Here is a 15,029-nt window from a genome sequence, read left to right as displayed (position 1 = left end):
CTATGCGGACATTTTCTTATACAAATCAGCGGAAAAATCAGTTGGCGCGAATGGTGACTTCCGCCGCCAGTCCGCCGCCTTCGCGATTATAGAGCCGCACCGACCCACCGATCGCGGCGGCCAATTGCTGGGCGATTGCTAGGCCGAGGCCAGTACCGCCAGTCTCGCGGTTCCGCGACTGCTCCAGCCGGAAGAAAGGCTGCATCGCGGCCTCTAGCATCGCATCCGGAATACCGGGGCCGCGATCCATCACGGTGATGGCAATTGCCTCCTCGCCTTTTTGCTCGACGCTGATTTCAGCGGCACCGGCAAATTTCAACGCATTGTCGACGAAGTTCGTGAGAATGCGCCGAAGCGCATGCGGCTTGGTCGATGCGACGCCCTGGACGAGGCCGACGACGCTGACGGCCTTGCCGGTGTCCTGGTAATCATAGGCGATGCTGTCGATGAAGGACGACAAGTCGATGCGCGAAAACTTCTCGCCATTGCCGTGAGCACTGCGGGCATAGGCAATCCCATCCTGCACCAGCCGTTCGATCTCGCCGAGATCGCGCACCAGCTTGTCCTTCTCGGGAGAATCGTCGGCCATATCGGCACGCAGCCGCATCCGGGTGATCGGCGTCTGCAGGTCATGAGAGATCGCCGCCAGAATCTGCACGCGCTCTTCCAGATAATGCGCAATGCGCTCTCGCATTGCATTGAAGGCCCGTGCCGCATGCGCAACCTCGCTCGGGCCACGCTCGCTGAGCGGTGCATCTTTCTTGGTCGGGTCAAGGGCATCGGCCGCCGCCGCAAGCGCCCCGAGCGGGCGGATCGCCTGACGCACGGCAAACCACGTACAGAGCACCAGCATCAGCATCTGGACGGCAAGCACATAGGGCAGCCATGCTGCAATCGGCATGGGGGGCCGCGGCGTGATATCGATCGTCAGCGGGCTTCCGTCGCTTAGCGTCAAATGCGCCTGCAAACGGCTGATGTCGCCAGGGATGGATTCCATGCGTATCGGATAGGTGCCGCCGATCGCCTCCTCGATCCGGCCGCCAATTTCCCGGCCCTTGCTGGAATTGTCGGGCACGCCGGGAAGGCCCGGTCCGAGCACGAAACGATAATTGCCGCGACTCAAGCGGTCGAGCAGGTCAGGCCGCTGATCTGCCGGTAGCCGATCGAGAACGGCAATCGAGGTTGCGACGTCGCTTTCCAGCGTACCGAGCATAACGGCCTTGGCCGACATGGAGCGCTCGACGAAGAGCACGGTGAAGGACAGGCCATAGGCAATTGCCAGACCCAAAAGCAGGATAAGGAAAAGCCGAGCCCGCAGGGTGCTCGGCCAGAAGCGGGATCGAAGAACCGCACCCGCACTCATGACCTCGCCTCTTCGATCTCCACCGGAACGGAAAAGACGTAACCTTCACTGCGCACAGTCTTGATATAGGTCGGCTCGCGGGCGTCATCCCCCAGCCGCTGGCGCACACGGCTGACGAGGAGATCGATCGAACGGTCGAAGAGCTCCGCATCGCGGCCTTGTGTGAGATTGAGAAGCTGATCGCGGTTGAGCACGCGTTGCGGATGATCGATAAAGACGCGCAGAAGCCGGTATTCGGCACCGCTCAGCGCGATCTCCGTTCCCTGTTTGTCGAGGAGGTGCCTGCCGACCGTATCGAGGCGCCAATCGCCGAAGCGCAGCCATTGACCCGCCTCAGAGATCTGCAGGTTCGGCGGCAAGGCGCGGGTACGCCGCAAGACGGCTTTGATGCGGGCCAGAAGTTCACGCGCGGCAAAAGGCTTCGGCAGATAATCATCTGCACCCATTTCGAGCCCAATGATACGATCCATCTCGTCGCTGCGGGCGGTCAGCATCAGGATCGGCGTCGCCTTGTGTTTTCCGGCGCGCAACTCGCGGCAGAGCACGAGCCCGTCATCGCCGGGCATCATGACATCGAGCACAATGAGGTCGACCGTATTCGCCTCGAGAAAGCTGCGCATCTGGCGGCCATCGGCAGCAACGCTCGTGCGAAGTCCGTTCTTCTTCAGATAGCTTGAAACCAGCTCTCGGATTTCACGGTCGTCATCGACGATCAGAATATGGTCGACATGCTCCATCTTTAGACTTTCGGATCCTCTATCAATCGGGCGCAAACAGATTCGCTACTCCCTTTTGACTCTGAATCGGCTGCCGCGAAACAGGAATTCCGTTCGCGGCAGCCCCGACAGATGTCAGAAGCGATCGACATCCAGAATGGCCTGGGCAAAGGCTTGCGGTGCTTCTTGCGGCAGGTTGTGGCCGATGCCGCCTGATATGGTGCGATGCTCATACCTGCCGGTGAATTTCTTGGCATAGGCCGAAGGTTCCGGATGTGGTGCGCCATTGGCATCGCCTTCCATGGTGATGGTCGGCACGGTGATAACAGGGAAGGCAGCTAGCTTCTTTTCGAGATCGTCATATTTCCGCTCACCGTCCACAATGCCGAGACGCCAGCGATAATTGTGGATGGTGATGGCCACATGGTCAGGGTTTTCGAAAGCCTTGGCCGAGCGATCAAATGTCGCGTCGTCGAAGTTCCACTGCGGCGAGGCAAGCTTCCAGATCAGCTTTGCGAAATCATGGCGGTTAGCCTCATAGCCCTCGCGGCCGCGCTCGGTGGCGAAATAGAACTGGTACCACCAGGAAAGCTCGGCCTGCGGTGGCAACGGCTTCTTGTTGGCTTCCTGGCTGCCGATCAGATAACCGCTGACGGAGACGAGCGCCTTGCAGCGCTCCGGCCATAGGGCGGCCAGGATATCTGCGGTCCGGCCACCCCAATCGTAACCGCCGATGACGGCGCGCTCGATAGCAAGTGCGTCCATGAAGGCGATGATATCGGAAGCGATAGCAGCCTGCTGGCCATTGCGCGGTGTATCGGCGGAGAGGAATTCGGTTGTACCATAGCCGCGCAGATAGGGGATCAATACGCGGTAACCAGCGTCGGCAAGCACAGGCGCCACATCGACGAAGCTGTAGATATCGTAAGGCCAGCCGTGGAGAAGCAGCACGACCGGGCCATTGGCAGGGCCGGCTTCCGCATAGCCGACATTCAGAACGCCGGCCTTGATCTGCTTCAGCGGCGCGAAGGATATATGCGAACCCGCCTTGACGGCAGCGACCTGCGACTGACCGCGTGCGGCGCTCGTCAGGCCGAATTCGACCGCAGCCATGGTCATGGCTGCGACACCGAGGAAACGACGACGCTGAAAATTGATTTCACTGGACATTGGCTCTCTCCATTTCGAGTTGATGGCAGGGAGAAAACAGCCGGCATGTATCCCCGATGTTTCGGGCATCCGCTTCTATTGCATGCGGATGTAGCAGCCGGCGCCCTGGATACGTTCTGATACAATTCGCCGCCGCCTCAATCGGACTTGCGGTGCATGAGGAAATCACGAAGCACGACGGCATTGTTGTGCTCGTCGTCGCGGGCGGCATAAAGCAGGGTGACAGTGCCCCTCTTCACAAAATCCGCCACAAGCTTCACCTCCTCCTCTTTATGTCGAAGCTCGTCCGTGTAGCGCGTTCGGAACTCCTCCCAGCGATCCGGTTGATGATTGAACCAGTGGCGGAGCTCTGCACTTGGAGCCACATCCTTCATCCAGGCATCGAGTGCAGCGCGCTTGTTGCTGAGGCCGCGCGGCCAGATGCGATCGACCAGCAATCTGGCGCCATCCGCAGCAGCCCTGGCCGCATAGGCGCGCTTCAGCTTTATGGCTTCCGCTTTGACCATCTTCGCATCCTCCATGCTAGGCCGACCGTCTCTGCCGGCAATATCCCGGCGATATGGCAGTTATGGAGGAAAGATAGCGCAGCCATGATCCGTGCGCCTCCTACACTTCGGTACATATTGCCACAGAACCGGACACATCCGAGATACATCGCTTCGACCAGATTGGCCCCCGTTGCTGGTCGAGCCGGCATCGCCGTCCAGCCCGATCACCCGGTTTCAAGGAAACGATGATGACCCTTCTTATCATTGCCTATCTCGGAGGGGCGCTGACCATAGTCAGCCCCTGCATCCTCCCCATTCTGCCCTTCGTCTTCGCGCGTGCCGGACAGCCCTTCGTGCGCAGCACGCTGCCGATGCTGATCGGCATGGCTGCCACTTTCGCGCTTGTTGCGACGCTTGCCGCCGTCGGCGGAAGCTGGGCGATCAACGCCAATGAATATGGTCGCCTTGCCGCACTGACTTTGCTTGCCGTCTTCGGCGCCAGCCTGATTTCGCCGCGCATCGCAAGCTTCATCACTCAGCCGGTCGTCGATTTCGGCAATCGGCTGCTGAACGCTTCCGGCAAGGCCGGTTCCGCACCGACGGCGGCAAGCGCGCTCATCCTCGGCGTCGCAACCGGCCTGCTCTGGGCGCCCTGCGCCGGGCCGATCCTCGGTTTGGTGTTGACAGGTGCCGCCCTCCAAGGCGCCAATCTGCAGACGACATTCCTGTTGCTTGCCTACGCTGCGGGTGCGGCCACTTCACTGGCCATTGCGCTTTCTGTTGGCGGGAAGATTTTTGCCGGCATGAAGAAGTCGCTCGGCGTCAGCGAGCGCATTCGCCAGGGGCTTGGAGCTGCCGTGCTTGCGGGCGTCACCGTTATCACGCTCGGCCTCGACACCGGCCTGCTCTCGCAGCTTTCCTATGCCAGCACCGCTTCCTTCGAACAAGCCGCGCTCGACAGGCTGAACGTGCGGCCGAGCGGCAGCGCGCCGTCTGAAGTCGCAAGCAACGACAAGATGATTGGCCTTGCCGATGCCAATAAGCCTTTCCACAGCGACCTGCCCGTCGAAGGGCCTGCCCCGTCGCTCGATGGCGCTGTCGAATGGCTGAACTCGCAGCCGTTGACGATGGAACAGCTGCGCGGCAAGGTGGTGCTCGTCGATTTCTGGACTTATTCCTGCATCAACTGCATCCGCACCATTCCCTACGTCCGCGCCTGGGCCGAAAAGTACAAAGACCAGGGCCTGGTGGTGATCGGCGTACACGCCCCGGAATTCGCCTTCGAAAAGAAGGTCGACAATGTCAAAAAAGCGATTGGCGATTTCAAGATCGGCTATCCGGTCGCCATCGACAACGACTACAAGATCTGGCGTGCCTTCGATAACAGCTACTGGCCAGCCCATTACCTGATCGACGCCAAAGGCCAGATCCGTGAACACCACTTCGGCGAAGGCAACTACCGCCAGACCGAACAAGCGATCCAGGACCTGCTGCGCGAAGCCGGCAGCGAAATGGCCGAGAGCGCGCCGGTCACACCGGATGCGACGGGCGCAGAAGCAAGCCCGGACCTGAAGCATATCCGCTCGGGCGAAACCTATATCGGTTATCAGCAGGCCACCAGCTTTGCATCCAACGAAAGCATGCGCGCCGATGCCCCCAGCGATTATTCGATCAAGCAGCCGAGTCTCAATCAGTGGGGTCTGTCAGGCAAGTGGACCGTCGGTGCCGAAGAGGCCACGCTCGATCAGGCAGGCGGTGGCATTGCCTACCGCTTCAGCGCCCGCGACCTGCATCTCGTCCTCGGACCTGACACTGACGGCAAGCCCGTCCGCTTCCAAGTGACAATCGACGGCAAGGCGCCAGGCGCCGATCATGGCAGCGATATCGATGCCGATGGAAACGGCGCCGTGACCTCGACGAAACTCTATCAGCTGGTACGCCAGTCCGGCGAGGTGAAAGCGCGCGACTTCGAGATCCGCTTCCTCGACCCCGGTGTCCAGGCCTATGCCTTCACCTTCGGCTGAACCAATTACCCTCCCATCCCAACCTCAAACGACAGGAGCAAACACCATGAAACGCAGCTATCTTTCCACTCTCGCGCTTGCTTTCGCCACCAGTGTCATCGCCTTCGCGGCCCAGGCAGCCGAGGTGAAAAACATCGTCATCGTCCACGGCGCGCTCGCCGACGGTTCCGGCTGGCGTCAGGCAACCGAAATCCTCGAACGGCGCGGCTTCAACGTCACGATTGTCCAGGAGCCGATCACATCGCTTGCCGATGATGTCGCGGCGACCAATCGGGTGTTGGATCTGGAGGACGGCCCGACCCTGCTTGTCGGCCACAGCTATGGCGGAATGGTGATCAGCGAAGCCGGCAACAGCTCTAATGTCGCGGGCCTCGTCTATGTAGCGGCCTTCCAGCCGGACAAGGGCGAAAGCCTTATCAGCCTCGCCAGCTCGAAGCCTGCCGGTGGCATGAACATTCGCGAGACGAAGGACGGCAAGTACCTCTATCTCGACCCAGCCGCCTTCGCCAACGATTTTGCCGCCGACCTGCCGAAGGACGAGGCCGCGTTCCTGGCAAAGTCGCAGGTCTTTGCCTCGAAGGAAGCATTTTCCGCAAAGGTGAACGATCCGGCCTGGAAGACCAAAAGGAGCTGGACGATCGTTGCCACGGAAGATCGCTCGATCAATCCCGATCTAGAGAGGGATATGGCAAAGCGCGCCGGAAGCAATGTCACCGAGATCAAAGGCAGTCATGCAGTCTTCGCGTCTCAGCCGGAAAAGGTCGCGGATGTAATCGAAAAGGCGGCCAGGGAAGCAGGCAAATAAGCAGGTCGCTGGCGGCAGCCGGAGCCGGTGGATTTCCGCCGGCTCCGTGTCTATGAACACACGGTCATCGCCTTGACGAGGCGAAACGCTGAGTTTTGTTACATCACCTTCTGGCGCCCGTAGAGCAGCAGCATGCCGATGATGACAGCGCCATAGATGAGCTGGCGGCCGGCCTCTTCAATCTGCATGACAGACAGAATGGACTGCAGCAAGGTAATCAGGATGACGCCGGCCACGGTTCCAAGATAGGAGCCCTTGCCGCCCAGCACGTGCGTGCCGCCGAGCACCACAGCAGCAATCGACGGTAACAGGTAAGCATCGCCCATGGATTGGGACGCTTTCGAGGCGTAGCCGGCAAGGAGTACGCCTCCGAGAGCGCTGAGCCCACCCGAGATGACAAAGGCCAGCAAGGTGATCCGACGCGTGTTGATGCCGGACATATAGGCGGCGCGTTCGCGGTTGCCGATCGCATAGAGCGCCCGACCGAAGGTCGTGCGCGTCAAGAGGAAGACGGCAAGCAAGCCGACGGCGAGCCACACCAGAACGCCATTCGGAAGCCCCGGAATGGCGTAGGCGGTCGCCAGGAAGCGCATGGCGGCAGAGGCCGAATCCTGGGGCGAGAAGCCGCCCGTGTAAACGACCATCAAGCCCTGAGCGACAGCATTGGTGGCAAGGGTGATGATCATCGAGGGAATGCGGAGATAAGCAACCGCGACACCGTTGACGAGCCCGATCGCAGCGCCGCAGAGAATGCCGAAAGGGATTGCCAGAATGGCACCAGTCGCCCCGTAGGCGGTGGCAGCACAGGCCATCATCGCCCCTGTCGTCACCACCCAGGGTACCGACAGATCAATCTGCCCAAGCAGGATGACCGCCATCATGCCGGTTGCGATGACGCCGAGAAAGGAGGCCACCTTCAGCTGCTGCAGCAGATAATCCAGCGACAGGAAATTGGAGGAATAGAGCGAACCGCCGAGAAGCAGCAGAATGATGCAGCCAAAGGCGATCGCCACCGCCGGATCGACCCCGCGCAGACGGGCGGGCACAGGAATATGCCGCATTGTGGAAGCGCCCTCACTCATTGGAACCACTCCAGACGATTGCGAACCCGCGACAGGCCGATACAGCCGATGCTGACAGCCAGCATCAGCACGACACCTTGGAAGAGCGGTTGCCAGAGCGGGTCGAGATCGAAGACGAACAGGAGATCGCCGATGGTCCGGAAGGCCAGCGCCCCGAAAACGGCGCCGACGGCGCTTCCCTTACCCCCGGCAAGGGAAACGCCGCCAAGCACTACCGCCGCAATCGAATAGAGCGTATAGGCGTTGCCGCTCGCAAGAGCCGCCTCACCCGTATAGGAAAAGAAGGTCAGGTATAGCCCGCCAATCGCCGACAGCAGGCCAGCCAGTGCGTAAGCCGCAAGCTTTGCCCGCTTCACCGGCATGGCCGACATATAGGCAGCGTTTTCTGCCGACCCGACGGCATAGGCGGTGCGGCCGAACACAGAACGGCTGAACGGCACCCAGATCACTAAGATGACAAGCACGAGTACGACAAGGCTTGCCGGGACGGTGCCAAAAAGCTTCGAGGTGAAGGCATCGGCGAGATCTTCATTGACCGAGCCGCCGGGTGTCGGCCGCAAAAGCAGCGCCAGTCCGTAAAAAACCGCACTCGTCGCAATCGTCGTGACGATCGGCTGCAGACGACCGAAGATGATGATCAGCCCATTGAGAAGACCGCAGCCGAGGCCTGTTGAGAGCACGGCGACAACGCCGAGCGCGGTCTGCAGCGGCGTGCCGACGACGAGCCATGAAGCAAGGCAGTTGCTAAGGATTAGGATCATGCCGACCGAAAGGTCGATACCGGCGGTGATGATCACGAAACACTGCGCCATCGCTACAAAGGCAAGCAATGTCGCCTTGTTGGCTGCGGTCTGCACCACATTGGGTGTAAACCCCGCCGGATGGTTCGAGACATAGATGATGAACATCAGGACGAAGAGGAGCACCGCAAAGAGCGTTCCCTTCTGCTGAACATACCAGTAGCGCCATTCGCCGGTCGCCTGCTTGCTCATTGGGTCATCCTTTGCTGCGCCTGGCCGGCGCCGATATTGAGGGCGGCGCTGACCAGTTCGCGCTCGGTGATCTCGTCTCCCTCGAGGATGCGGATGATGCTGCCATCATACATGACGAGCACCCGGTTGCAGCAGCCGACCAATTCGTCGTAATCGGTCGAATAAAAGATGATGGCTGCACCGGCGTCGGCGAGCTTGCGCAACAGAGCGTAGATTTCCTGCTTGGTGCCGACATCGATGCCCCGGGTCGGATCATTGAGCAGGATGATGCGCGGCCGGTTCATCAGCCATTTGGCGATCACCACCTTCTGCTGGTTGCCTCCCGATAGCAAGGCGACAGGCATATCGATCGTTGCCGCCTTGATCGCCAATAGCTTCAGCAGTTCGTCGATTTCTCGGCCCTCGGCAGCTCTGTCGATGATGCCATGGCGCGAAACGCGGTGAAGCGCTGCGATCGATAGGTTCTCACGCACGGTCATCGGCAGCATGAGCCCTTCCGTCTTGCGATCTTCCGGAATCAGCGCCATGGAGATATCGCCAGATTTCGCCGCGCCAGGACTCTTCAACCTTATCGGTTTGCCATCGATCGCCACCTCGCCCTTGAGGTCGCGCAGCACGCCGAACAGCGCCAGCAGCAGTTCACGCTGCCCCTGTCCATCCAGCCCGCCGAAACCGATGATCTCGCCGGGGCGCACATCGAAATTGATCCCGGAGAGCCGATCCCCCCAAGAGAGGCCGCGGCAGGACAGAACCGGTACGTCTGCCCTCGGCTGCAGCGGCTTGGGCGGAAAGACGTTGGTATATTCGCGGCCGATCATCAGTTCCACGACCTGCTGATCCGACTTGGTGCCGGCGGGATAGGATTCGATGCTGCGGCCGTTTCTAAAGACCGTGCAGTCATCGGCAAGTTCTGCAATCTCATGCATGCGATGCGAAATATAGATCAGCGCCATGCCCTCGGTCCGAAGCTGCTTCAGCACGTTGAAGACCTTCTCGACGTCGGATTGGGTCAGGGCTGAGGTCGCCTCATCCAGGATCATCAGCCGCGGCTTGCGGGCGAGCGCCTTGGCGATCTCCACCATCTGGCGGCGCGAAAGCGGCAGATCCTTCACGAGAGACGAGGGATGAATATCGGCTGCACCGGCGCGGGCAAGCGCTTCCTCGGCAATCTGGCGCTGCCTCTTGCGGTCGATCATGCCAAAACGCAGCGGCGGATTGCTGATGACGATGTTGTCGGCCACCGAAAGATCCGGAATGAGTGACAATTCCTGGAAAACACAGACTATACCGGCGGCATTGGCGGCAGCCGGCGAGACAAAGGAAACTTCATTGCCGTCGAGCAGCATGCGTCCCTCATCAGGCGCCACCACACCGGCCATGATCTTGATGAGCGTCGATTTGCCGGCGCCGTTTTCGCCGAGCACGGCGTGGATTGCGCCCTGCCGCACGGCGATATTGGCTTCCTTCAGCGCAATTGCGCCGCCATAACGTTTCGATATGCCTTCCAGGCGCAGAAGCGGTTCGGAAAGGATCATGCATCCAGCCTCCATTCGGTCGCGTCGAGATCGAGACTGCGGGCGCGAACGCCCGCAGTCAGGTCCGGATGGTGGCTTTTACTGATTTTCCTTGGTCTGCCCCATGATTTCCTGTGCGGAGAAGTTGATGCCGCAGGTCGGGAAGGAATTGCCGACAAAAAAGTTGTCGGATTCCTTGGGATAGTAATCCTGGCCCTCCTTGAAATCGGGATCGGAGACGAGCGCTGTCGGCAGCTTCACGGCCTGGGGGACGACCTGCCCCTCGAGTGCCGCAATGGCCGTCTTGATCGCCACGGCAACCTGCGCCGGGCCGGTTCCGGCCGACGCGCATTTCAGGCCATCCGCCGCATGGGCGGCGCAGAACTTACGGAAGCCGTTCTCCGTCTCACCGCCGAAGGGCACGAAGGGATGCTTCGCATCGATCATCGCTTGCACGACGCCGGTATCACCGCCCTGCGCAGTGATGCCATCAAACGGACCGTTGGTGGCGATTGCATCGGCCGTCGCCTTCTGCGCTACACCATCATCCCACTTGCCGACCACTTCGGTGACGGTAAATTTCTTGCCGGAAGCATCAAGAGTCTCATGAATCCCGGTATGGCGATCGGTATCGACGGAGGTGCCGGCAACGCCGCGCACTTCGAGAATCTTGCCACCCTGCGGCAGGTGTTTCACCAGCCAATTGGCCCAGATGACGCCAAGGCCCTTCTGGTCGACGTTGACGTTGATCGCATCCTTGGTGTCGAGGATATTGTCGAAGGCGACGAGGACGACGCCGGCTTCCTTGGCGCGCTTGATGACGGGACCGAAGGCCGTCGGGTTCTGAGCGTTGACGACGATGGCATCATAACCGGCGTCGATGAAGTTGTTGATCGCGGAAATCTGGGCCGGAACGTCCTCGCCGGTCGATACGACCTTGAATTCTTTCAGCTTGGCGGCAACATCCGGCTGGGCGGCATAGGCTTTTGCCGTCTGAACCATCTGGATACGCCACGTATTGGCGATATAACCGTTGGCAAGTGCGATGCGGTAAGGACCTTCCTTCTTCGGATATTGCAGGAACTGGGTTTCGGCCGACCATGGAACCATGCAGTTCGGATCGGCGGCGGGGCCGGACACGACCTTTGGCGCTGCCATGGCCGTGCCGCAGAGCAGGACAAACGCCGACGCGGAAAACGCGGCGAGACGGGTCACCTTTGCTTTCTTCACCTTGAACATTGAATATCTCCTCCTCAGGCGGACCGGGCCGCTCCTCCTTAAAATCTTATTGGCATGTTGATTCCGGCAGGCTCCATCCCAACCTTTTCCGGCGCAATTTCAACGTAACACAGTTGACAGCGCTGTCAAATCGGATTTGCTAGCGCTGTCAACTGCAACCGCTCAAGAAAAATATTTCGCAACTGCGAGATAAATTACGAAGATGCATAACTTTACGTATGAAGCGAGGCAGACATGCGAAGAGTAACTTTGGACGATGTTGCGAACCTCGCGGGCGTCAGTCCGATCACAGTCTCACGCGCGCTCCGTAAACCCGACGCCGTATCGGAGGCGCTGCGACGGCGGGTCAATGCGGCCGTCCATGAGCTCGGCTATGTACCCAATATTGCGGCCAGCCGGCTTGCCTCATCACGAACGCATGCGATCGGCGTCATTGTGCCGACCCTCTACAATGTCATCTTTGCCGAATATCTTTTTGCGCTGCATGAAGTGCTTGTCAGCGCGGGCTTCCAGGTGATCGTCGTCAATAGCCGGTATTCAGAGCAGGAGGAAGAGAATGCCATCAAAGTACTTCTCGGGCAGCGGGTCGAAGCGATCATCATCGCCGGCATTCATCATACGCCACTTGCTCATCAGCTTCTGACGCGGGCACATCTGCCTGTCGTGGAGACATTCGAGCTGTCATCCCATCCAATCGACATCAATATTGGCATGTTGCAGGATCGCGCCGGGCAGGCAGCGACAACGCATCTCATCGACCGGGGCTTCACCCGTATTGCCTTTTTGGCAGGAAACCTTGACCATCGTTCTCAGTCCCGCTTCGACGGTTATCGTCTGGCGATGCAGGAAGCTGGCCTCCAGAACCTGGAGATCGTCACCCAGAGGCCGCGGCACAGCTCGGTCGCGCTCGGCGCCGACCTCCTGGCCCTCATGCACGAGCGAGGCAACCATCCGGAAGCAATCTTCTGCACTGACGACAACGTGGCACTCGGAGCCATGCAGGAGTGCCGCAAACGCGGCATTCGTGTGCCTGACGATATCGCCATCATCGGATTTCACGATCTCGAATTTTCCGCCTGCGCGTCCCCGTCCCTATCGTCGATCATGACGAGGCGTTTCGAGACGGGCAAACTTGCCGCCGAAAAGGTGCTGGCAGCTCTCGATTCCACGAACCGCCAGCCGCCGAACCAGATCGATCTTGGCTTCGAAGTCATCGCCCGCGAGAGTACGGGCGAGACCATCGCGATCTCCAGCTAAGCCGCAGCCCGATCCTCGCTCCTGGCGATCATGACGGGAACGCCCTTGTAACTTGGCGTGCCCGATTTGTGATCATAATGATCGAGGGCGATCACCGCGTTCATTTCCGGATAATAGCCGGCCACTGAACCGACTGGGATATTATACTCGACAGCCGTGAAACCCGTGACGGTTTTCCCGCCGCCATTGGTTGTGGCGGAGCGGATATCGATCCTATCTCCGTCTTGCAAGCCCCGTTCCGCAAGATCCTGGCGGCTCATGAAGATGACATCACGACGGCCAAAGATGCCGCGATAGCGGTCGTCGAGACCATAGACCGTCGTATTATACTGGTCGTGGCTGCGCAGCGTCGTCAGCACCAGAGTCGTGGGATCCTTCAAACGAGGATCTTCGTCGAGACCAGGAGCGACGAGGAAGTTTGCCTTTCCGCTCGCCGTCTTCCAGACGCGGTAGGAGGCAGGCACATCCAGGCGGAAGCCACCGCGGACACGCACACGGCTGTTGAACTCGTGAAAATCCGGGAAGACCACTTCGATCTTGTCGCGGATGCGATCGTAATTGGCGATCAGCCCGGTCCAGTCGATGCCGTATTTGCTGCCTAACGTCGCCATTGCGATACCGGCGATGATAGCTGGTTCGGATTTCAGCAATTCGCTCGGTGGCTTTAGAAAACCGCGCGAGGCGTGCACCATGGACATGGAATCTTCTACCGTTACCGACTGCGGGCCAGAGGCCTGGGTATCGAGGTCGGTCCGCCCGAGGCAGGGAAGAATGATCGAGGTCTTCGCAGTCAACAAATGCGAGCGATTGAGCTTGGTGGCGATGTGGACGGCAAGATCGAGCTTGCGCATGGCCTCGAATGTCACATCCGGATCGGACATGGCGACAGCCAGATTGCCGCCGAGGCAGATCAGCGCCTTGGACTGACCGGCGGCGATCGCCTCGATGGACTCGATCGCGTTGTGGCCCTTCTTGTCGGCAGGACGAAAGCCGAAGGCGCGCTCCATGCCATCGATCAGCGCCGTGGTCGGAATTTCGGTGATCCCGACGGTCCTGTCGCCCTGTACGTTGGAATGACCGCGCAGCGGGCAGAGGCCGGCGCCTGGGCGACCAACATTGCCGCGCAGCATCAGGAAATTGGCAAGCTGCTGGACATTTGCCGTGCCGTTGGCGTGCTGCGTGATGCCCATGCCGTAACACAGGATCACATTGCGAGCGTTGAGATAGACGTCGACAGCGCTGTTCAGCGCTTCCATAGTGAGGCCGGAAACGCTCAGGATCGCCGCCCAGTTGGTATTGACGAGGTCCTGCTTCAGGGCGTCGATGCCGACGGTATGTTCGGCAATGAAGGCTCGGTCGAGTACACCCTTGCCCCCAGCGGCGAGATCTGCCTCATCCCGTTCGAAAATCAGCTTCATCAGCCCCTTGAGCGCGGCAAGATCCCCGCCGGTGCGAACCTGATGATAGGCAGACGCAATGCGCGTCGAGGAGAAGGTCATCATTTCCACGGGGTTCTGCGGCGCGGCGAAGCGCTCCAGCGCGCGCTCCTTCAGTGGGTTGAAGACGATGATGGGCACGCCGCGGCGCGACGCCTCATGCAACGTGGTCATCATGCGAGGATGGTTGGTTCCCGGATTGTGGCCGAAGCTGAAAATCGCATCGGCATGGTCGAAATCCTCAAGGGTAACAGTACCCTTGCCAACGCCGAGTGACAGCGGCAGGCCGACACTGGTCGCCTCATGGCACATGTTCGAGCAATCGGGGAAATTGTTGGTACCGTAGGCACGAACGAAAAGCTGAAAGAGGAATGCGGCTTCATTGGACGCGCGGCCCGACGTATAGAACTCAGCCTCGTCGGGGCTTGCGAGCTTATTCAGTTCTGCACCGATCAGACTGAAGGCATCGTCCCATTCGACGGCTTCGTATTTGTCGGTGGCGCTATTGTATTTCAATGGATGCGTCAGACGGCCCTGGTCTTCGAGCTTATGATCGATCCAATCCCAAAGCTCCGAAACCCGATGTTCGGCAAAGAATTCCGGCGTGACACGACGGGCGGTTGACTCCCAGGTAATAGCTTTTGCACCGTTTTCGCAGAATTCAAACGAGGACGTGTGCTTCGGATCGGGCCAGGCGCAGCCGGGACAATCGAAACCTTCCGGCTGATTTGCCTTGAGCAGCGTGGCGCTCCCCTGTGCGATGATCTGCTGATGTTTCAGCGTCTTCGCCACTGCTTTCAGCGCATCCCATCCGCCGGCAGGATGTCCGTATTCCTCAACGCCTTTGGGACGTTCGTCGCTCATGTCAGCTCTCCGTCTTCAAAAATTACCCAACGATAACAGCAATGGACCGGGCCGTGCATCATACTGAGGCATAGGTAGC

Annotated in this window: 12 protein-coding genes; 3 read left to right on the top strand and 9 right to left on the bottom strand. The window is 59.8% G+C overall.

Features of this window, described 5'->3' with window-relative positions; all coding sequences use genetic code 11:
- Positions 1-37: 37 nt before the first annotated feature.
- From FHX08_RS19480 to FHX08_RS19465, 4 genes are all read right to left on the bottom strand, one after another.
- Entirely contained in the window at positions 38-1,363 is a 1,326-nt protein-coding gene (locus FHX08_RS19480) for an ATP-binding protein (RefSeq protein WP_132655215.1), read from the bottom strand.
- Positions 1,360-2,100 (bottom strand): response regulator, encoded by a 741-nt coding sequence (locus tag FHX08_RS19475; protein WP_132655213.1) that lies wholly within the window; start codon positions 2,098-2,100, stop codon positions 1,360-1,362. The genes FHX08_RS19480 and FHX08_RS19475 overlap by 4 nt, the downstream gene beginning before the upstream one ends.
- Before the next feature lie 114 nt (positions 2,101-2,214).
- Entirely contained in the window at positions 2,215-3,249 is a 1,035-nt protein-coding gene (locus tag FHX08_RS19470) for an alpha/beta fold hydrolase (protein WP_132655211.1), read from the bottom strand.
- Positions 3,250-3,386: 137 nt separating this feature from the next.
- Positions 3,387-3,755: a DUF488 domain-containing protein gene (locus FHX08_RS19465; RefSeq protein WP_245508311.1), complete on the bottom strand. Its 369-nt coding sequence runs from the start codon at positions 3,753-3,755 to the stop codon at positions 3,387-3,389.
- Between the two features lie 230 nt (positions 3,756-3,985).
- Here FHX08_RS19465 and FHX08_RS19460 point away from each other — a divergent pair, with 230 nt between their 5' ends.
- Together FHX08_RS19460 and FHX08_RS19455 are read left to right on the top strand one after the other, a co-directional pair.
- The gene (locus FHX08_RS19460; protein WP_132655452.1) at positions 3,986-5,761 is read left to right on the top strand and encodes a cytochrome c biogenesis protein DipZ; all 1,776 of its coding nucleotides are present in this window, start codon (positions 3,986-3,988) and stop codon (positions 5,759-5,761) included.
- A 46-nt stretch (positions 5,762-5,807) separates the two neighbouring features.
- Positions 5,808-6,566 (top strand): alpha/beta hydrolase, encoded by a 759-nt coding sequence (locus FHX08_RS19455; RefSeq protein ID WP_132655207.1) that lies wholly within the window; start codon positions 5,808-5,810, stop codon positions 6,564-6,566.
- 98 nt (positions 6,567-6,664) lie between these two features.
- Here FHX08_RS19455 and FHX08_RS19450 read toward each other — a convergent pair whose 3' ends face one another.
- From FHX08_RS19450 to FHX08_RS19435, 4 genes are all read right to left on the bottom strand, one after another.
- Positions 6,665-7,648, bottom strand: a complete 984-nt coding sequence (locus tag FHX08_RS19450) for an ABC transporter permease (RefSeq protein WP_184327571.1) — start codon at positions 7,646-7,648, stop codon at positions 6,665-6,667.
- Positions 7,645-8,640: an ABC transporter permease gene (locus FHX08_RS19445; protein WP_132655203.1), complete on the bottom strand. Its 996-nt coding sequence runs from the start codon at positions 8,638-8,640 to the stop codon at positions 7,645-7,647. Before FHX08_RS19445 ends, FHX08_RS19450 begins: the two co-directional genes overlap by 4 nt.
- Entirely contained in the window at positions 8,637-10,175 is a 1,539-nt protein-coding gene (locus FHX08_RS19440; protein ID WP_132655201.1) for a sugar ABC transporter ATP-binding protein, read from the bottom strand. The genes FHX08_RS19445 and FHX08_RS19440 overlap by 4 nt, the downstream gene beginning before the upstream one ends.
- Before the next feature lie 78 nt (positions 10,176-10,253).
- Positions 10,254-11,393 carry a sugar ABC transporter substrate-binding protein gene (locus FHX08_RS19435; protein ID WP_132655199.1) on the bottom strand — a complete coding sequence of 380 codons (1,140 nt, stop codon included), beginning with the start codon at positions 11,391-11,393 and terminating at the stop codon, positions 10,254-10,256.
- A gap of 234 nt (positions 11,394-11,627) precedes the next feature.
- Between FHX08_RS19435 and FHX08_RS19430 the strand changes: the two genes are divergently transcribed.
- Entirely contained in the window at positions 11,628-12,650 is a 1,023-nt protein-coding gene (locus FHX08_RS19430; protein ID WP_132655197.1) for a LacI family DNA-binding transcriptional regulator, read from the top strand.
- On the opposite strand, the gene FHX08_RS19425 is transcribed toward FHX08_RS19430, so the two are convergent.
- Positions 12,647-14,950, bottom strand: coding sequence for an FdhF/YdeP family oxidoreductase (locus FHX08_RS19425; protein ID WP_132655195.1), 2,304 nt, complete (start codon positions 14,948-14,950; stop codon positions 12,647-12,649). The genes FHX08_RS19430 and FHX08_RS19425 overlap by 4 nt on opposite strands.
- Positions 14,951-15,029 lie beyond the last annotated feature (79 nt).

The organism is Rhizobium sp. BK529 (genome assembly GCF_014194105.1).
GTDB lineage: Bacteria > Pseudomonadota > Alphaproteobacteria > Rhizobiales > Rhizobiaceae > Rhizobium.
Note: the sequence above shows the minus strand (reverse complement) of the source record. Positions and strands in the feature narration are given on the sequence as shown.